Origin of the sequence: Mycobacterium sp. URHD0025, assembly GCF_000426065.1 — a bacterium.
Taxonomy (GTDB): Bacteria; Actinomycetota; Actinomycetes; order Mycobacteriales; family Mycobacteriaceae; genus Mycobacterium.
The window spans coordinates 115105-132923 of sequence record NZ_AUEQ01000016.1; the positions used below are offsets into that span (position 1 = coordinate 115105).

Genomic DNA, 17819 nt, shown 5'->3' on the forward strand with positions numbered 1-17819 from the left:
GGTACCCCGGCCCGGGTCGTAAGCTGTGTGTTCGTGACGATCCCGAATGTTCTGGCCAACCGCTACGCCAGCGACGAAATGGTCGCGATCTGGTCGCCCGAGGCCAAGATCGTCGCCGAGCGCCGACTCTGGCTCGCCGTGCTCCGCGCGCAGGCCGAGCTGGGTGTCACGGTGCCCGACGGCGTGATCGACGACTACGAGCGGGTACTGGAGAACGTCGACCTCGCCTCCATCGCGGCGCGCGAGCGCGTCACCCGCCACGACGTCAAGGCCCGCATCGAGGAGTTCAACGCGCTGGCCGGCCACGAGCACATCCACAAGGGCATGACGAGCCGCGACCTCACCGAGAACGTCGAGCAGCTGCAGATCCGTCAATCCCTCGAGCTCGTATTCGCCCACGGCGTGGCGGTGGTCGCCCGGCTGGCCGAACGCTCCGTCGTCTACCGCGACGTGGTCATGGCGGGCCGGTCGCACAACGTGGCCGCCCAGGCCACCACGCTCGGCAAGCGGTTCGCCTCGGCGGCCGAAGAGAGTTTGGTGGCCCTGACGCGGCTGAGGGAGCTGATCGACCGCTACCCGCTGCGCGGCATCAAAGGCCCGATGGGGACCGCCCAGGACATGCTCGATCTGTTCGACGGGGACACGTCAAAGCTGGCCGAACTGGAACGACGGGTCGCCCAATTCCTGGGCTTCACAGACGTTTTCACCAGTGTCGGGCAGGTCTACCCGCGTTCGCTGGACCACGATGTGCTCTCGGCGCTGGTACAGGTGGGTGCCGGGCCGTCCTCGCTGGCGCACACCATCCGGCTCATGGCCGGCCACGAGCTGGTGACCGAGGGCTTCGCGCCCGGACAGGTCGGCTCCTCGGCCATGCCTCACAAGATGAACACCCGGTCCTGCGAGCGGGTCAACGGCCTGCAGGTGGTACTGCGCGGCTACGCCTCGATGGCCGCCGAACTGGCAGGCGCGCAGTGGAACGAGGGCGACGTGTTCTGCTCGGTGGTGCGCCGCGTCGCGCTGCCCGACGGATTCTTCGCCATCGACGGGCAGACCGAGACCTTGCTGACCGTGCTCGACGAGTTCGGTGCCTACCCGGCGGTGATCCAGCGCGAGCTGGACCGCTATCTGCCGTTCCTGGCCACGACCCGCATCCTGATCGCCGCGGTGCGCGCCGGGGTGGGCCGCGAAACCGCGCACGAGGTGATCAAGGAACACGCCGTGGCCGTCGCGCTCGACATGCGTGAGCGCGGATTGGAGCCCGACCTGCTGGACCGCCTGGCTGCCGATCCGCGGCTGCCGCTGGACCGGGCGGCGCTGGAGGCCGCGCTGGCCGACAAGCAGGCCTTCACCGGCGCCGCGGGCGCCCAGGTCGACGGCGTTGTCGCGGCCGTCGACGAGCTGGTCAGCCGCTACCCGGAGGCCGCCAAGTACACCTCGGGCGCCATCTTGTGACTTTGGCGGCCGACCTCACCGACCTGGACAATTTCGCGGCCGGTTTCCCGCACGAGTTGTTCGCCGCACACCGCCGCGAAGCCCCGGTGTACTGGCACCCGGCGACCGAACATACCCCCGATGGTGAGGGCTTCTGGTCGGTGGCCACGCACGCCGAAACCCTTGCGGTGCTGCGCGATGCGGACACCTACTCGTCGGTGACCGGCGGTACCCGACCCTACGGGGGCACGCTCCTGCAGGACCTGTCCATCGCCGGGCAGGTGCTCAACATGATGGACGATCCGCGGCATTCCGAGATCCGGCGGCTGGTCAGCTCCGGGCTCACCCCGCGGATGATCCGGCGGGTCGAAGACGACCTGCGGATGCGGACGCGCCGGCTGCTGGACGAGGTGGTGGCCGGAGCACCGTTCGACTTCCTGGTCGACGTGGCCGCGGAGCTGCCCATGCAGATGATCTGCATACTGCTGGGAGTGCCTGAATCCGAACGGCATTGGCTGTTCCACGCGATCGAGCCGCAGTTCGACTTCGGTGGTTCGCGCTCGGCGGCCATGGCGCAGATGACTGCCGAAGAGGCGGGCTCACGGATGTACACCTACGGCCAGGAACTCATCGCCGCCAAACGTGCCGAGCCCACCGACGACATGCTCTCGGTGGTGGCCAACGCGTCGGATGCCGAGTTGAGCGATCTCGAGCTCTACCTGTTCTTCAGCCTCCTGTTCAGCGCCGGAGCCGAGACCACCCGCAACGCGGTGGCCGGCGGACTGCTGGCATTGATCGAAAACCCTTCGCAGCTGGCATTGTTGCGGGAGGACCTCGGCGAACTGCCCACCGCCATCGAGGAGATGGTGCGCTGGACGTCGCCGTCACCGTCCAAGCGGCGCACCGCAACCCGAGCGGTGACGCTGGGTGGCTGCGACATCGAGGCCGGGCAGAAGGTGCAGGTGTGGGAGGGTTCGGCGAACCGGGACGCGCTGGTGTTCGAGCGCCCGGACGTTTTCGACATCACGCGTAAGCCCAACCCGCACTTGGGTTTCGGCTACGGCGTGCACTACTGCCTCGGCGCCAACCTGGCTCGGCTGGAGTTGCGGGTGCTGTTCGAGGAGCTCTTGGGCCGGTTCTCGTCGGCCCGGCTGACCAAGCCCGTCGAATGGGCCCGCAGCAACCGGCACACCGGGATCCGGCATCTCGTGGTCGAATTCGCCTAACCTCGGAGCATGGACTCAGGCCAAAACGACCATCTCCGAGTCTCAGACGCCGAGCGCGCCAGGGTGGGACAACTGCTCGAACGTGCGGTAGGCGAAGGCATGATCACGCTCGACGAATTCACCGAGGGCTACGACGCCGCCCTGGCCGCGCGGACCCGCGGTGAGCTGAGCGCGGTGATAGCCGATCTGCCGCTGGCCGCACCGCCAGCGCAGCGTCCGGCGGTCGCACCCGAGGAGCTGCGCGGGTGGATGTCGTCGATCGTGCGGCGCGGACAGTGGAGGGCGGCGCCGGTGCTGCACCTGAACACCCGGCTGTGCAGCACGACCCTCGACTTCACCTCGGCGGTCCTACCCAGCCGGGTCGTCGAGATCCTCGTCGACGATTACTGCAGTTCGACCGAGATCATCGTGCCCACCGCGGCCACCGCCGACCTCAACGGCGTCAACGCCGTCGCCGGCAGTGCCACGGTCAAGGTGCGCACCAGCCCGCCGTCGGACCAGCTGCATCTCGTGGTGCGCGGCCGGGTGCGGATGGGTTCGGTGACGGTGCGCCACCCCTTTGGAAGCTGGCTGCGGAGAATCAGCGGTACTGCATAGCGCAGCGGATCTCGGTGATCACCCGCTGCGGATACTCGGTCAGATCCAGCCAGGTGAACCGCAGCACCTGCCAGCCCATCAGCGCGATCTCGTTCTGCTTGACCCGATCGTGCTGGAAGTCCTCCTGATCGCTGTGGAACGCCCAGCCGTCGGTCTCGATCGCGAGTTTGTGAGCGCGGAAGGCAACGTCGATCACGTATCGGCCCAGGCGGTAGTTGGCCTTCCATCCGGTGATCCGGGCTTCTCTGAGCAGCTTGACCAGTAGCCGCTCGGCTTCACTCCGTGCTCCGTCAGCCGCGGCGATGAGCAACCTGCGGGCAGCTGGCGAGCCGTGCCTGCCCTTGTTGTGCAGATGCGCCCGCCACAGGTCGCGCAGCTCGGTGTGGCGCTGCAACGCGGTGTCCATGAGCCTGGCGCCACCGCCCCGCCGGGCCGCGGCCTCCACGACCGTCAGCGGCAGCGCCGTCACCCGCAGACCGCGGCGTTCCACTATGTCGCGCGGGTCGAGGTCACGCCTGCGCAGCCGGATGCCGTGCCGCTGCGGATGGTGGCCCGTCCTCGGGATGGTGACCTCAACGATTTCCGGCGGGTATCTGGCGACCTCGTGCCACCACGCGGCGGCCAGTCCGGTCGCTGTCGCATTCGGCCCCGCCGACCAGACAGCGGTCCTGATCCTGGCTGAATCGGTGAACGGTCGATCGTCGACGAAATAGACCCCAGGCGAGCAGCGGAGCCAACGTCCAGACCGGACCCTGCGGTAGACCGCCTGCTTGCTCAGCCCAGCCTGCTGTGCCTGAGCCAGGGTGATTACGCCATCGTGGTCGCGCAGATAGTCATCGAGCACATCGATTGGACGGGCTGCCCCCGCCAACCGGTTCCCACCCCTGTGATTTGGGTGCGTTCAGTAACGGTGGGCGTTACTGAACGCACCGAAATCACTGGGAAACGCGGCGGAGGCGCATACCGGCGGACCGCAGCTCAAGGGCCGCCAGCCCGCGAATGGCCTGCTGATCCTGACTGCGCCAGGCGCCGACCGGGTCGTCGGACACCGCGGTCAGCTTGGCCAGCGGCCGGTTGGCCAGGGCCCGCAGCGCCAGCAGCTGTTCCCCGGCCGCTGTCGAGGCCAGGGTGATCGCCGTCCACTTGCGCCGGAAGAACCGCACGCGCAGATACAGCCATGGCAGCGCCACGAAGAGGATGGGTGCCGCGGCCACCGCCAGGGCCAGCACCCAGGCCAGCCAACTGGCCGTGCTGTCCAGGTTGGCGCCGGCACCCGCGATGTCGAGGGCCGCGTCGCTGGCAGCGCGTAGCGGCTTGCTCAGCGTGTCGCCGATCAGAGGAACGTGGTCGGTGCTGTCACCGGCGGAGCCGAGGTTGTCGGCAACCCCGTTGGCGCCGCTCTGGACCTGCCTGCCGACCTCGGCGATGGTCGACACGGCCGAATGCACGGCCAGGCCGACCAATATCCAGACCGCGGTCCAGGTGATGACGGCCACGTCGCTGAACAACTGCGCCAACAGGCGGCCGGGTCTGCTGGCATAGGGCAGGTACCGCGATCTCATGAAACCGATCCCAACACATAGGGTGGCCCAATGCGCCCCGCTCTGTCCGACTACCAGCACCTGGCCAGCGGCAAGGTCCGCGAGTTGTACCGCATCGACGACGATCATCTGCTGTTCGTGGCAACCGACCGCATCTCGGCCTATGACTACGTCCTGGACTCACAGATCCCGGACAAGGGCCGGATCCTGACGGCCATGAGCGTGTTCTTCTTCGACCTGATCAGCGCGCCGAACCACCTGGCCGGACCGCCGGACGACGAGCGCATCCCGGCCGAGGTGCTGGGGCGTGCGCTGGTGGTGCGCCAACTCAAGATGCTGCCCGTGGAATGCGTGGCTCGTGGCTACCTGACCGGTTCCGGGCTGCTCGACTACCAGGCCTCGGGTTCGGTGTGCGGTATCCCGCTGCCGGCCGGCCTGGGCGAGGCCAGCAAGTTCGACGAGCCGCTGTTCACCCCGGCCACCAAGGCCGACATCGGCGAGCATGACGAGAACATCTCATTCGCCACGGTCACCGACCTGGTGGGTGCGGAGCTGGCCGATCAACTGAAGGAACGCACGCTGCAGACCTACCTGCAAGGCGCGGACCACGCGCTGACCAAGGGCATCATCATCGCCGACACCAAGTTCGAGTTCGGAGTCGATCAGGACGGCAATGTGGTCCTGGCCGACGAAGTCTTCACCCCGGACTCATCCCGGTACTGGCGCGCGGAAACGTATCGGCCGGGCGTGGTTCAGGACAGCTTCGACAAGCAGTTCGTCCGCAATTGGCTCACCGGACCGGACTCCGGGTGGGACCGGCACGGCGACACTCCGCCGCCGCCGCTGCCCGATGACATCGTGGCCGCGACTCGTGACCGTTACATCGAGGCATACGAACGGATTTCGGGTCTGCGATTCGAAGATTGGATCGGCGCATGAGCGAGTCCGTCACGCCGCCCGTCGCCAAGCGCGGCAACCACCGCCGCGAGCATCACGGCGACGTGTTCATCGACCCCTACGAGTGGTTGCGCGACAAGGACGATCCCGAGGTGATCGCTCATCTGGAGGCAGAGAACGCCTACACCGACGATGCGACCGCTCATCTGGAGCCGTTGCGCCAGAAGATCTTCGACGAGATCAAGGCCCGTACCAAGGAAACCGACCTTTCGGTGCCGATGCGCCGGGCCGGATGGTGGTACTACGCGCGCTCCTTCGAGGGCAAGCAATACGCGGTGCACTGCCGGTGTCCGATCGGCGATCCGGACGACTGGACACCGCCCGAACTCGCCGAGGGTGCCGAGATTCCCGGCGAGCAGATCCTCCTCGACGAGAACGTGGAGGCCGACGGACGCGAGTACTTCTCGCTCGGGGCGGCGACGGTCAGCCTGGACGGCAATATTCTGGCCTTCTCGGTCGACGTCAAGGGCGACGAGCGATACACCTTGAGGTTCAAGGATCTACGCACCGGCCGGCTTTATGACGACACGATCGTCGGCATCGGCGCCGGCGGTACCTGGGCGGCCGACAGTCGCACGTTCTACTACACCACCGTCGACGACGCCTGGCGGCCGGACACCGTGTGGCGGCACCGGCTGGCTTCCGGGCTGGCCGCCGAGAAGGTGTATCACGAACCCGACGAGCGGTTCTGGGTCGCGATCGGCCGTAGCCGCAGCGACAAGTACCTTTTCGTCGCATCGGGCAGCGCGGTCACCACCGAGGTCCGGTACGTCGATGCGAACGACCCGACCGCCGAGCTCACCACCGTGTGGGAGCGCCGCGACCTGGTGGAGTATTCGGTCGAGCACGCCGTGGTCGCGGGCGAGGACCGGTTCTTGATCCTGCACAACGACGGTGCAGAGAACTTCACGCTGGTGGACGCTCCGATCAGCGACCCCAGCGATTTCCGGACGCTGATCGAGCATCGTGCGGATGTGCGGTTGGACGGAGTCGACGCATTCGACGGCTTCCTCGTGATCAGCTACCGCAGTGAGGCATTGCCGAAGATGGCGCTGTGGCGACTCACCGACGAGGGTTACGGCACGCGCGAAGAGCTGACCTTCGACTCCGAGTTGACCGCAGCGGGGATGGGCGGGAACCCGAATTGGTCCACACCGAAGCTGCGGATCGGCGCTACCTCGTTCATCACACCGGCGCGGATCTATGACCTCGATCTGGCCACGGGGGAGCGCACCCTGCTGCGCGAGCAGCCGGTACTGGGCGGATACCGGCCGGAAGACTATGTGGAGCGCCGGGATTGGGCCACGGCACCCGACGGGGCACGTATCCCGGTCTCGATCATCCACCGGGCCGGGTTGCAGTTTCCGGCCCCGGCGCTGATCTACGGATACGGTGCCTACGAGTCGTGTGAGGATCCGCGGTTCTCGATCGCGCGGTTGTCCCTGCTGGACCGGGGCATGGTGTTCGTGATCGCCCATGTGCGCGGCGGCGGCGAGTTGGGGCGCCCGTGGTACGAGCACGGCAAGCTGCTGGAGAAGACCAACACGTTCACCGATTTCATCGCGGCGGCAAGACATCTCGTCGAGGACGGGATTACCCGTCCGCAGAATCTGGTGGCCCTCGGGGGCAGCGCGGGCGGGTTGTTGATGGGTGCGGTGGCCAACATGGCCCCGGAGCTGTTCGCGGGGATCCTGGCTCAGGTCCCGTTCGTCGACGCGTTGACGACCATCCTGGATCCGTCGTTGCCGCTGACCGTGACCGAGTGGGACGAATGGGGAAATCCGTTGGAGGACCCCGAGGTTTACCGCTACATGAAGTCCTATACGCCGTATGAGAATGTGGCGGCGCAGGACTATCCCGCGATCCTGGCGATGACCTCGCTCAACGACACCAGGGTGTATTACGTCGAACCGGCCAAATGGGTTGCCGCTCTGCGGCATACGAAGACGGACGGGCATCCCGTCCTGCTGAAGACCGAGATGGTGGCCGGCCACGGCGGCCTGTCGGGACGATACGAGCGGTGGAAGGAAGCCGCGTTCCAGTACGCCTGGTTGCTAGCCGCCGCCGACCGCGACAATTACGGCAGCGGCCAGGTAGACAGCCTCTTCGGCGGTCCGAACGCTTAACCGCGTGGTCATCGATTTCGGCGGGTTCGGCATCCGGGCGGCATAGACGTTGGCGGGGAACATCGCCAGCATCAGCAGCAACAGGCACGTGGCCGCGGCGACGCGGGTCGGCGGGTAGAGCAGTCCGGCGGCACCGGCCAGTTCCAGTACGCCCGTGACGGACACCAGCACACCCGGCGCGGGTAGGGCCGGCGGCACGATCGCGATCATGTCGCGCCGCAACGGGTTCACGAAATGTGCGATGCTGGTCATGGCGAACATCGCCGCCAGACCCACCGCGATCGCCGTGGTCCAGTTGTCCAGATAGTCCACGCCCAGCAGGCCGATGGCCCGGGCCGCCGCGCTACCCAGCACCAGGGTCAGAAAGACCGCCATCGCGCCTCCAAACTTGTCAGTGCCTAGATCGCTACGGTACTCATGATCTAGGCGCTGTCAAGATGTGGGATAGGATGACGTTCATGGGCTATCACCATGGCGACCTCAAGGCCGTGATCCTCGCTCAGGCCGCCACTCTGGTGGCCGAACGCGGTGCCGACGGCATCTCGCTGCGCGAACTCGCGCGCGCCGCGGGCGTGTCACACGCCGCGCCCGCTCACCACTTCACCGATCGGCGCGGGTTGTTCACCGCACTGGCCACCGAGGGGTTCCAGCTATTGGCCGCCGCACTGACCGAGGCCCGACCGCAATTCATCGACGCCGCGAAGGCCTACGTGCGCTTTGCCCTGGGCCATCCCGGTCATTACGAGGTGATGTTCGACAAATCGCTCTACGACGACACTGACGCGGAACTGGTCGCCGCGGCCTCGGCCGCCGGTGCCGAACTGAACCGCGGCGTCGGCACCCTGGCCGACCCGAAGGCGGCCGCTGACCCGGCGAGTGCCGCGCTGGCCGCTTGGTCTCTGGTGCACGGTTTTTCGATGCTGTGGCTCAACGACGCGATCGACACCGCGGGTGATCCCATCGCCAAGGTGCAGGGTCTGGCCGAGATCCTGTTCGACGAACAGGTCCGGTAGCGTCGGGGCGATGAGCCTCAACAACATCCCGCTGACCACTCTCGATGGCAAGCCGACGACGTTGGCCGAATTGGCAACCGGCGCAGCCCTGGTGGTCAACGTGGCCTCCAAATGCGGGCTGACGCCGCAATACGCCGCGCTGGAGAAGCTCGCCCAGGAATACGGCCCGCGCGGGCTGACCGTCGTCGGTGTGCCCTGCAACCAGTTCATGGGCCAGGAGCCGGGCAGTGCCGAGGAGATCCAGACTTTCTGCTCGACCACCTACGGCGTCACCTTCCCGTTGCTGGCCAAAACCGACGTCAACGGCGCCGACCGGCACCCGCTGTACACCGAGCTCACCCAGGCCGCCGACGCGGCCGGTGAGGCCGGAGACATCCAGTGGAACTTCGAGAAGTTCCTGCTCACCCCGGACGGTACGGTGGCCAACCGGTTCCGCCCTCGCACCGAGCCCGATGCGCCCGAGGTCGTCGCGGCCATCGAGGCGGTACTGCCCGCCTGAGCGACGGGTCTGGCCGAATGGACATTCGGCGTCAGAGTGTTCGACACCGTCCCGACATGTGACGTTGCCACACTGGCAGCGTGACCGGACAACTCATCGTCTCGATATCGCAGATCAGCGACCGCACGCTGGCCGACGTCGCGTCGTTCTGCGCCGAGCTCGATGCCCGTGGCGTGCCCGCGTCGTTGATGGTGGCACCGCGGCTCAAGGGCGGCTACCGGTTGGACCGCGACGCCGAGACCGTGGACTGGGTGGCGCAACGCCGCACCGGTGGCGACGCCGTCGTCCTGCACGGCTACGACGAGGCGGCCACCAAGAAGCGGCGCGGTGAGTTCGCCTCGTTGCCCGCCCACGAGGCCAACCTGAGGCTGATGGGCGCCGACCGGGTGCTCGAACACCTGGGACTGCGCACCAGATTGTTCGCCGCGCCCGGCTGGGCAGTCTCGCAGGGTACGGTGACGGCCCTGCCGCGCAACGGCTTTCGTTTGCTCGCTGACCTCAGCGGCATCACCGACCTGGTCCGTCAGACCACCACGCGTGCCCGGGTGGTGGGTATCGGAGAAGGATTTCTGTCGGAGCCGTGGTGGTGTCGCACCGTGGTGCTCTCGGCCGAGCGGATCGCGCGTCGCGAGGGCACGGTGCGCGTCGCGGTTGCCGCACGGCATCTGCGCAAGCCTGGCCCGCGTCAGACCATGCTCGATGCGATAGACCTGGCTTTGCTACACCGCTGCGTGCCCACGGTCTATCAATGGCGAGGGCTTTCGGTACTGACCGAGGCCGCCTGACTAGGGCTAGTCTTGCGTCTCATGGCAGACGCCGATGTCATTGTCGTGGGGGCGGGTCTGGCCGGACTGGTCGCCGCGTGCGAACTGGTGGAGCACGCGGGCCGAGCCGGAAATCATGCCCAGGGTCTCCGCGTGCTCATCGTGGACCAGGAGAATGCCGCCAACATCGGGGGCCAGGCCTTCTGGTCCTTCGGAGGGTTGTTCTTCGTCGACAGTCCCGAACAGCGCAGGCTGGGTATCCGTGACAGTCAGGAACTGGCTCTGCAGGACTGGCTGGGCACCGCGGGCTTCGACCGGCCCGAAGACCACTGGCCCCGGGAGTGGGCGCACGCGTACGTCGATTTCGCCGCAGGGGAGAAACGCAGCTGGCTGCGCGCGAGGGGCCTGCAGACCTTCCCCTTGGTCGGGTGGGCCGAGCGCGGCGGTTACGGCGCACTGGGGCACGGCAATTCGGTGCCACGCTTTCACATCACCTGGGGGACCGGCCCGGCCATCGTCGACGTCTTCGCCCGCCGGTTGTCGGACGAGCCCCGGGTGCGCTTCGCGCATCGGCACCGGGTCGATGAACTCATCGTCTCCGACGGCGCCGTCGTCGGCGTGCGGGGTGCGGTACTGGAGCCGTCCGACGCGCCTCGCGGCGCACCGTCGTCACGGAACGTCGTCGGAGACTTCGAGTTCCGCGCACCCGCGGTGATCGTGGCCAGCGGCGGCATCGGCGGCAACCACGATCTTGTCCGCAAGAACTGGCCGGCTCGCATGGGACGGGTTCCCGAGCAATTGCTCAGCGGCGTCCCTGCCCACGTCGACGGCCGCATGATCGGCATCTCCGAGACCGCCGGCGCCCACGTCATCAACAGCGACCGAATGTGGCACTACACCGAAGGCATCACCAACTACGATCCGATCTGGCCCGATCACGGCATCCGTATCCTGCCGGGCCCGTCCTCACTGTGGTTGGACGCCAACGGAAAACGGTTGCCCGGTCCGCTGTATCCGGGCTTCGATACCCTCGGGACGCTCGAACACATCTGCCGCACCGGTCAGGATTACACCTGGTTCATCCTCAATGCTCGGATCATCGCCAAGGAGTTCGCGCTGTCCGGTCAGGAGCAGAACCCCGACCTCACGTCGCGCAGTGTGCGCGATGTGCTGGCGCGGGTACGCCCCGGCGCGCCGGGGCCCGTGCAGGCGTTCGTCGACCGCGGTGTCGACTTCGTCAGCGCACGCTCGCTGCGCGAGCTGGTGGCCGCGATGAACGACGTGCCGGATGTGGTCGAAATCGACTACGCCACGGTCGCAGCCGAGGTGACGGCGCGGGACCGCGAAGTGGTCAACAAGTTCACCAAGGACGGGCAGGTCACCGCGATCCGGGCGGCCCGCACCTATCTCGGTGACCGGTTCAGCCGCGTCGTCGCCCCGCACCGGCTGACCGACCCGAAGGCGGGTCCCTTGATCGCCGTCAAACTGCACATCCTCACCCGAAAGTCCTTGGGCGGACTCGAAACCGACCTGGACTCACGAGTGCTCAAATCCGACGGTGCGGTATTTCCCGGCCTCTACGCCGCCGGTGAGGCGGCCGGGTTCGGCGGGGGCGGGGTGCACGGTTACCGCTCTCTGGAAGGCACCTTCCTCGGCGGCTGCATCTTCTCGGGCCGCGCGGCCGGACGGGGTGCGGCGGCGGACATCGCCTGAGTCCCGCGAGCAGACGCAAAACTGCCCCTTTTTGTTGAAATAGAGGCAGTTTTGCGTCTGCTCGCGTTAGAACTCGGTGCCGTTTTCCTCGGTCAGCACCTGGAAATCGGTCTTGGTCATCTCGGCCAGCCGCCCGTAGTAGATCCCCCGCGCGTTCGGCTCGATGATGCCCTGATGGATGGGCACGGCCCGCGTCGGAGCCACCGCGCGCAGGAAGTCCACGGCCTCAGAGATTTTCATCCACGGTGCGGCCGCCGGGGTGGCCAGCACGTCGACCGGTTCGCCGGGCACGAACAGTGCGTCACCCGGATGCATGAGCCGGGCCGGATGTTCGTCGTCGCCCAGCAGGTACGAAATATTGTCGATCACAGGGATTTCCGGGTGGATCACGGCGTGCTTGCCACCGGTGCCTCGCACGTCGAGCGAGCCGACCCGGAACTCGTCGCCGGGATGCACTGCCCGCCACGGCTCACCCAACTGGGCGGCGGTCTGCGGGTCGGCGTACAGCGCGGCCTGCGGGTTGGCATCGATCAGCGCGGGCAGCCGGGCGATATCGGCGTGGTCGGGGTGTTGGTGGGTGATCAGGATGGCCGACAGGCCGGTGATGCCCTCGAAACCGTGCGAGAAGTTGCCCGGGTCGAACAGCACGGTGGTGTCCGAAATGCTGGCCAGTAAGCACGAATGTCCGAAATGCGTGAGTTGCATACCTATATTGTGGCGCTCGGTGGGGATATGGCGGGTGATCGCGGCGATGTCATTCGTGCTCTGCGGGCTGGCCGCAGCGCCTCCTTCGGCTTGGCCGGACCCCGGTGCCGACTGTCCGCCCCTGTGTGACCGCATCCCGGATTCGGCATGGATCGCCACGGCGAACCTCCCGTTGGACGGGGAGTACCACTGGCCCGGGCTGGCCGGTTTGGCGGTGACCGCGACCTCTCCACGTTTCCGCTTCGAAGAAGAATGCGGGTCGCAGCCGGTGCCAGGGGATCCACGCGGGTATGCTGTCGCGGCGCGGTCGGAGGCCGGGCAGCCCGCCGGTGACTGGCAACTACGCGTCCAGGTCATCCACTGGCGCGGAGAGACCTGGCAAGGCGGCCAGACCGCCCTGGCGGTGGTGCAGGCGGCGGCAGGAGCGCTACGCAGCTGTCCGGGGGCGGGGACGTCGATCACCACCGACCGGCCCGGGCGGCTGGCGGCGGCCATCAACTTCGGCAACACCCGGGTCCTGCACCAGTACCTGATCGCCGATCCGCGCAACAGCACCGTGGTCGAGCTGGCCATGTGGGCGAGCACGCCACCACGGGTCGCATGGTCCGCGCCGGCGGATCGCCGGGTGCTCGATGCGCTGGCCGACCCACTGTGCACGGCTTACATAGGGTCGTGCCGGTAGAGTGTGCGCCGTGGCAAAGGTGGTTGTGCACGTCATGCCCAAGGCGGAGATCCTCGACCCCCAGGGTCAGGCGATCGTCGGGGCACTTGGTCGTCTCGGACATGGTGGTATCTCGGAGGTCCGTCAGGGCAAGCGTTTCGAGCTCGAAGTCGATGACTCCGTGGCCGACGAAACTCTGGCCGAGATCGCCGAATCTCTGCTGGCCAACACTGTTATCGAGGACTTCTCGGTGAGCCGGGAGGGCGCGTGACCACCCGTGTCGGGGTGATCACCTTCCCCGGGACGCTCGACGACGTCGACGCGGCCCGTGCGGTCCGGCTGGCCGGCGCGGAGGCGGTCAGCCTGTGGCACGCCGACGCCGACCTCAAGGGCGTGGACGCCGTCGTCGTCCCCGGCGGTTTCTCCTACGGCGACTACCTGCGCTGCGGGGCGATCGCGAAGTTCGCACCGGTGATGGGCTCGGTCGTCGAAGCTGCCGGTCGCGGCATGCCGGTGCTGGGTATCTGCAACGGCTTTCAGGTGCTCTGCGAGGCCGGCTTGCTGCCCGGTGCACTGACCCGCAACGCCGGCCTGCATTTCATCTGCCGTGACACGTGGCTGGAAGTGGCCTCCAACACCACGGCCTGGACGACCCGGTACGACGCCGGCGCGGACCTGCTGATCCCGCTGAAATCGGGGGAGGGCCGCTATGTCGCCTCCGAAGCCGTGCTCGACGAGCTCGAGGGCGAGGACCGCGTGGTCTTCCGCTATCGCGAGAACCTCAACGGCTCGATGCGCGGCATCGCGGGCGTGTGCTCGGCCAATCGTCGCGTCGTCGGCCTGATGCCGCATCCCGAACATGCCACCGAGGCGTTGACCGGTCCGTCCGATGACGGGCTCGGGTTGTTCTACTCCGCGTTGGACGCGGTGCTCTCGGTTTAGTTCTTCGCTTCACCCCGCCCCACGAGCGACCGGTCAGGTATGCACTTTGCGGCGTGCACTCAGACGCGGTCACTCGCGGGTCAGGTGACTATGTCGTGAGGGCGACCGAGGCCTCGGCGGTGTAGGCCAGGAACGTCAGGGTCTCCTGCAGGTACAACTGCACGCTCTCGGCATCATGGGACAGGTAGCCGATCGAGACGTCGGTGCCCAGCTGCAGGTCGAAATCTCCACCACGAGTGGACAATACGAAAGCACCATCGATCGCGGGCGCCCAGATGATCTCGCCGTCCACCAGCCGGCTCAGGTGCTCGCGGATCGGATAACCGTGCGCGGTGGTCTCGCTCACCTTGGTGTAGGTCTCCGCCGAGAGCAGCACGGAGTACGGCCCGTCGACACCGGCCAGGCGCAGCTCCGAGAGGGCCTGGGCGATCACGTCGGGAATCTCGCGGGCATCGTCGGGCAGGGCCAGTGCCGGGTTGGAGCTCGAGCTGCGGATGCCTTCGATCGAGGCGGCGGGGTAGCCCTCGAAGATCGCCCGGTCCTCGACGAACGCCAGCTTCTTGGCAGCCTCCTTGACCGGATCCCAGTCGGAGTCCTGGGCGCCACGCTCGACGTCGTCAATCGCGGTGCGCGACACCGTGAACGGAACCCGCAGCCGTACCAGCGGCCTGGCTTCGCGCAGGTGGGCGACCACACCGTCACCGGGCGAGCTGACGTCGAGCAGGTGTCCCGTACTGATCGCCGCGGTAACCGGCCCGCCGGGCTCGCTGACATCGACCACGCGCCGTCCGGCGATGTGACGCTTGAAGGTCCGGCTGGCCTCGAGTTCGATCTCGGCCCAGGCGGACTCGGTGACCGGGGCGAGCTCGCGGTACAGGTTGTTCATTGCGGGATTCCTTTCAGACTGCCGATGCCGAGCGAGCCGTCGTGGCCCTGAGCCCGTGGAGGTTCCGCTGTAGCCGACTCGGCGGGCGAGGACGGCAGTGGCGGTGGATCATCCAGAAAATCGATCGTGGGTGTGTAGAACAGGCCACCGGTGACGGCGGTGGAGAAATCCAGGATGCGGTCGGTGTTACCGGGCGGGTCGCCGATGAACATGTTGTTCAGCATCCGCTCGGTGACCGACGGGGTGCGCGAATAACCGATGTAGTACGTACCGAATTCGCCCTTGCCGATCTCACCGAACGGCATGTTGTGCCGAATGATCTTCAGCTCGTTGCCCTCGTCGTCTTCGATCACGTTGAGCGCAACGTGTGAATTGGCGGGCTTGATCGCGTCGTCGAGTTCGATGTCGTCGAGCTTCGTGCGGCCGATCACCCGTTCCTGCTCCTCGGTGGACAACGAATTCCACGACCCCATGTCATGGGTGTACTTCTGGACGTGGACGTAGCAGCCGCCGGCGAAATCCGGGTCCTCCTCGCCGATCTGGCTGGCGTTGACGGCGACCGGGCCGTTCGGGTTCTCGGTGCCGTCGACGAAGCCCATCAGATCGCGGTTGTCGAAGAACTTGAACCCGTGCACCTCGTCGACGATCGTGACGGCGCCGGCCAGCGCGTCGGCGAATTTGGTGGCGAGTTCGAAGCACACGTCCATGGATTCCGCGCGCAGGTGGAACAGCAGGTCACCCGGAGTTGCCGGGGCCCGGTGACGCGGGCCCTCCAAAGGAACGAACGGGTGCAGTTCGGCAGGGCGCGGCCCGGAGAACAATCGGTCCCAGGCGTCGGACCCGATCGACACGATCGCCGACAGATGCTTGGACGGATCACGGAAACCGATGGCACGCACCAGACCTGAGATATCCGCCAGGGTGTCGTGAACCGTCGCCTCGCCGCCCTCGTCGATGGTTACGACGATGAATATGGCGGCCGGCGTCAGCGGAGCCAGGACGGGCTGGGGTTGTGGTGCGGGCACAACGTCGACCCTAACGCGGCGCGCGTCGAAAACCCGGTCAAGATAGAGATATGGCAGCCAGCCCCCAGAGCATGTGCGAATTCATCGATGCCTCGCCGTCACCGTTTCACGTCTGCGCCACCGCGGCGCAGCGTCTGCGTGACGCGGGATTCACCGAGCTGGCCGAGACGGACAGCTGGCAGGCCACTGGAAAGTTCTTCACGGTGCGGGCCGGTTCGCTGGTGGCGTGGAACACCGAGCGAACCCATCCAGATGCGCCGTTCCGGGTGGTGGGTGGCCACACCGACAGTCCGAACCTGCGGGTCAAGCAGCACCCCGACCGGGTCGTGGCCGGCTGGCAGGTGGTCGCGCTGCAGCCCTATGGCGGGGCCTGGCTGAATTCCTGGCTGGACCGCGACCTCGGAATCAGCGGCCGCCTGTCGGTGCGCCGCGGCTCGACGATCGAGCATCTGCTGGTGCGGATCGACGATCCGATCCTGCGCGTGCCCCAACTCGCCATCCACCTCTCCGAGGACCGCAAGGGTGTCAGCCCCGACCCGCAGCGCCACGTCAACGCGGTCTGGGGCCTGGGGGAACGGCCCGGATCGTTCCTGCGCTTCGTCGCCGAGCGGGCCGGGGTCGAACCGGATGCGCTGCTCGGTTTTGATCTGATGACCCACGACCTGGCGCTGTCGGCGATCACCGGAGCCGGCGGGGAGTTCGTCAGCGCGCCCCGGCTGGACAACCAGGCCACCTGTTACGCGGGGCTGGAGGGTTTCCTGGCGGCGGATGCCGTCGGCCACGTCCCGGTCCTGGCGTTGTTCGACCACGAGGAGGTCGGCTCGACGTCAGATCACGGCGCCCAGTCCGAGCTGTTGCCGACGGTGCTGGAGCGCATCGTCCTCGCCGCAGGCGGCACCCGGGAGGACTTCCTGCGCCGGCTGGCCGGATCGATGGTCGCCTCCGGGGACATGGCGCACGCCACGCACCCGAACTATCCGGACCGTCACGAGCCCGGCCATCTGATCGCGGTCAACGCCGGTCCTGTGCTCAAGGTGCAGCCGAACCTGCGCTACGCCACCGATGGCCGCACCGCGGCGGCGTTCGCGCTGGCCTGCGAGCAGGCCGGGGTGCCGCTGCAACGCTACGAGCATCGGGCCGATCTGCCGTGCGGGTCGACCATCGGCCCCATGACATCGGCGCGCACCGGTATCCCGACCGTCGACGTCGGGGCGGCGCAACTCGCCATGCATTCGGCCAGGGAATTCATGGGCGCCAAGGATGTCGCCGCCTACGCGGCGGCCTTGCGGGCGTTCCTGTCACCGGTCTGATCTAGGGTCTGCGCCATGGCACTGTCTGTGGAGATGGTCACAATCGACTGCGCCGATCCGGATGCACTGGCCCGGTGGTGGGCCGAGGCGCTCGGTGGCGAGGTGACGCCGTTGGCGCCAGGCGAATTCGTGATGTTGATTCGGCCCGACGGGCCGCGGCTCGGCTTTCAGAAGGTTCCGGATCCCACCCCGGGCAAGAACCGTGTGCATCTCGACCTGGCCGCGGCCGATGCGGAAGCCGAGGTGGCCCGGGTGGTGGGCCTGGGGGCCAGGGAGACCGAACGGCACAGCTTCGGCGAAGGTTTCAGCTGGGTGGTCTTGGCCGACCCCGAGGGCAACGCCTTCTGTATCGGCTCGGAACAGGGCTAGGTGATCCGGCCCGGCCGGCACTGTCGTGCGCCACGGAGGCGGGCCCATCAGCGG

General features: G+C 67.3%; 20 protein-coding genes. 14 read left to right on the forward strand and 6 right to left on the reverse strand.

Annotated elements, in window-relative coordinates:
- Positions 1 to 33 precede the first annotated feature (33 nt).
- From purB to H977_RS0124680, 3 genes are read left to right on the forward strand one after another with little or no spacing between them, the layout of a single operon-like run.
- Positions 34 to 1452 (forward strand): adenylosuccinate lyase, encoded by a 1419-nt coding sequence (purB, locus tag H977_RS0124670; RefSeq protein ID WP_029110370.1) that lies wholly within the window; start codon positions 34 to 36, stop codon positions 1450 to 1452.
- Positions 1449 to 2657, forward strand: coding sequence for a cytochrome P450 (locus tag H977_RS0124675; RefSeq protein WP_029110371.1), 1209 nt, complete (start codon positions 1449 to 1451; stop codon positions 2655 to 2657). Before purB ends, H977_RS0124675 begins: the two co-directional genes overlap by 4 nt.
- Before the next feature lie 9 nt (positions 2658 to 2666).
- The gene (locus H977_RS0124680; protein ID WP_029110372.1) at positions 2667 to 3254 is read left to right on the forward strand and encodes a DUF1707 SHOCT-like domain-containing protein; all 588 of its coding nucleotides are present in this window, start codon (positions 2667 to 2669) and stop codon (positions 3252 to 3254) included.
- Here H977_RS0124680 and H977_RS0124685 read toward each other — a convergent pair.
- Positions 3238 to 4098: a type IV toxin-antitoxin system AbiEi family antitoxin domain-containing protein gene (locus H977_RS0124685; protein ID WP_029110373.1), complete on the reverse strand. Its 861-nt coding sequence runs from the start codon at positions 4096 to 4098 to the stop codon at positions 3238 to 3240. The genes H977_RS0124680 and H977_RS0124685 overlap by 17 nt on opposite strands.
- A 91-nt stretch (positions 4099 to 4189) precedes the next feature.
- Positions 4190 to 4816, reverse strand: a complete 627-nt coding sequence (locus H977_RS0124690) for a hypothetical protein (RefSeq protein ID WP_029110374.1) — start codon at positions 4814 to 4816, stop codon at positions 4190 to 4192.
- 30 nt (positions 4817 to 4846) lie between these two features.
- Here H977_RS0124690 and H977_RS0124695 point away from each other — a divergent pair, with 30 nt between their 5' ends.
- Both H977_RS0124695 and H977_RS0124700 read left to right on the forward strand, forming a co-directional pair.
- The gene (locus H977_RS0124695) at positions 4847 to 5734 is read left to right on the forward strand and encodes a phosphoribosylaminoimidazolesuccinocarboxamide synthase (protein ID WP_029110375.1); all 888 of its coding nucleotides are present in this window, start codon (positions 4847 to 4849) and stop codon (positions 5732 to 5734) included.
- Positions 5731 to 7878 (forward strand): S9 family peptidase, encoded by a 2148-nt coding sequence (locus H977_RS0124700; protein WP_029110376.1) that lies wholly within the window; start codon positions 5731 to 5733, stop codon positions 7876 to 7878. The genes H977_RS0124695 and H977_RS0124700 overlap by 4 nt, the downstream gene beginning before the upstream one ends.
- Here the strand turns inward: H977_RS0124700 and H977_RS0124705 are convergent.
- Positions 7807 to 8253: a DoxX family protein gene (locus H977_RS0124705; RefSeq protein WP_029110377.1), complete on the reverse strand. Its 447-nt coding sequence runs from the start codon at positions 8251 to 8253 to the stop codon at positions 7807 to 7809. The genes H977_RS0124700 and H977_RS0124705 overlap by 72 nt on opposite strands.
- Positions 8254 to 8336: 83 nt before the next feature.
- Here H977_RS0124705 and H977_RS0124710 point away from each other — a divergent pair, with 83 nt between their 5' ends.
- From H977_RS0124710 to H977_RS0124725, 4 genes are all read left to right on the forward strand, one after another.
- Positions 8337 to 8891: a TetR/AcrR family transcriptional regulator gene (locus tag H977_RS0124710; protein ID WP_036477123.1), complete on the forward strand. Its 555-nt coding sequence runs from the start codon at positions 8337 to 8339 to the stop codon at positions 8889 to 8891.
- A 10-nt stretch (positions 8892 to 8901) separates the two neighbouring features.
- Entirely contained in the window at positions 8902 to 9390 is a 489-nt protein-coding gene (locus H977_RS0124715; RefSeq protein WP_029110379.1) for a glutathione peroxidase, read from the forward strand.
- Between the two features lie 80 nt (positions 9391 to 9470).
- Positions 9471 to 10175 carry a DUF2334 domain-containing protein gene (locus tag H977_RS0124720; RefSeq protein WP_029110380.1) on the forward strand — a complete coding sequence of 235 codons (705 nt, stop codon included), beginning with the start codon at positions 9471 to 9473 and terminating at the stop codon, positions 10173 to 10175.
- 21 nt (positions 10176 to 10196) lie between these two features.
- On the forward strand, positions 10197 to 11867 hold the full coding sequence (locus H977_RS0124725) for an FAD-binding dehydrogenase (protein WP_029110381.1): 1671 nt from the start codon (positions 10197 to 10199) through the stop codon (positions 11865 to 11867).
- Between the two features lie 66 nt (positions 11868 to 11933).
- Here the strand turns inward: H977_RS0124725 and H977_RS0124730 are convergent, their stop codons facing one another.
- Complete coding sequence (locus tag H977_RS0124730; RefSeq protein ID WP_029110382.1) at positions 11934 to 12572, reverse strand: MBL fold metallo-hydrolase; 639 nt, start codon at positions 12570 to 12572, stop codon at positions 11934 to 11936.
- A gap of 46 nt (positions 12573 to 12618) precedes the next feature.
- On the opposite strand from H977_RS0124730, the gene H977_RS0124735 reads away from it, so the two are divergent.
- Genes H977_RS0124735 through purQ form a run of 3 tightly spaced genes read left to right on the forward strand, consistent with a single transcriptional unit; the run spans position 12619 to position 14175 of the window.
- A complete protein-coding gene (locus H977_RS0124735) occupies positions 12619 to 13254 on the forward strand; it encodes a hypothetical protein (RefSeq protein WP_036477126.1) in 636 nt (211 codons plus the stop codon).
- Between the two features lie 10 nt (positions 13255 to 13264).
- Positions 13265 to 13504 (forward strand): phosphoribosylformylglycinamidine synthase subunit PurS, encoded by a 240-nt coding sequence (gene purS / locus H977_RS0124740; protein WP_029110384.1) that lies wholly within the window; start codon positions 13265 to 13267, stop codon positions 13502 to 13504.
- Positions 13501 to 14175 (forward strand): phosphoribosylformylglycinamidine synthase subunit PurQ, encoded by a 675-nt coding sequence (gene purQ, locus H977_RS0124745; protein WP_029110385.1) that lies wholly within the window; start codon positions 13501 to 13503, stop codon positions 14173 to 14175. Before purS ends, purQ begins: the two co-directional genes overlap by 4 nt.
- Positions 14176 to 14263: 88 nt before the next feature.
- Here the strand turns inward: purQ and H977_RS0124750 are convergent, their stop codons facing one another.
- Both H977_RS0124750 and H977_RS0124755 read right to left on the reverse strand, forming a co-directional pair.
- Positions 14264 to 15061, reverse strand: coding sequence for a family 1 encapsulin nanocompartment shell protein (locus tag H977_RS0124750; protein WP_029110386.1), 798 nt, complete (start codon positions 15059 to 15061; stop codon positions 14264 to 14266).
- Entirely contained in the window at positions 15058 to 16086 is a 1029-nt protein-coding gene (locus H977_RS0124755; RefSeq protein ID WP_029110387.1) for a Dyp-type peroxidase, read from the reverse strand. The genes H977_RS0124750 and H977_RS0124755 overlap by 4 nt, the downstream gene beginning before the upstream one ends.
- Before the next feature lie 50 nt (positions 16087 to 16136).
- Here H977_RS0124755 and H977_RS0124760 point away from each other — a divergent pair, with 50 nt between their 5' ends.
- Positions 16137 to 17396 carry a M18 family aminopeptidase gene (locus H977_RS0124760; RefSeq protein WP_029110388.1) on the forward strand — a complete coding sequence of 420 codons (1260 nt, stop codon included), beginning with the start codon at positions 16137 to 16139 and terminating at the stop codon, positions 17394 to 17396.
- Between the two features lie 15 nt (positions 17397 to 17411).
- Positions 17412 to 17765 carry a VOC family protein gene (locus H977_RS0124765; RefSeq protein ID WP_029110389.1) on the forward strand — a complete coding sequence of 118 codons (354 nt, stop codon included), beginning with the start codon at positions 17412 to 17414 and terminating at the stop codon, positions 17763 to 17765.
- Positions 17766 to 17819: the final 54 nt, after the last annotated feature.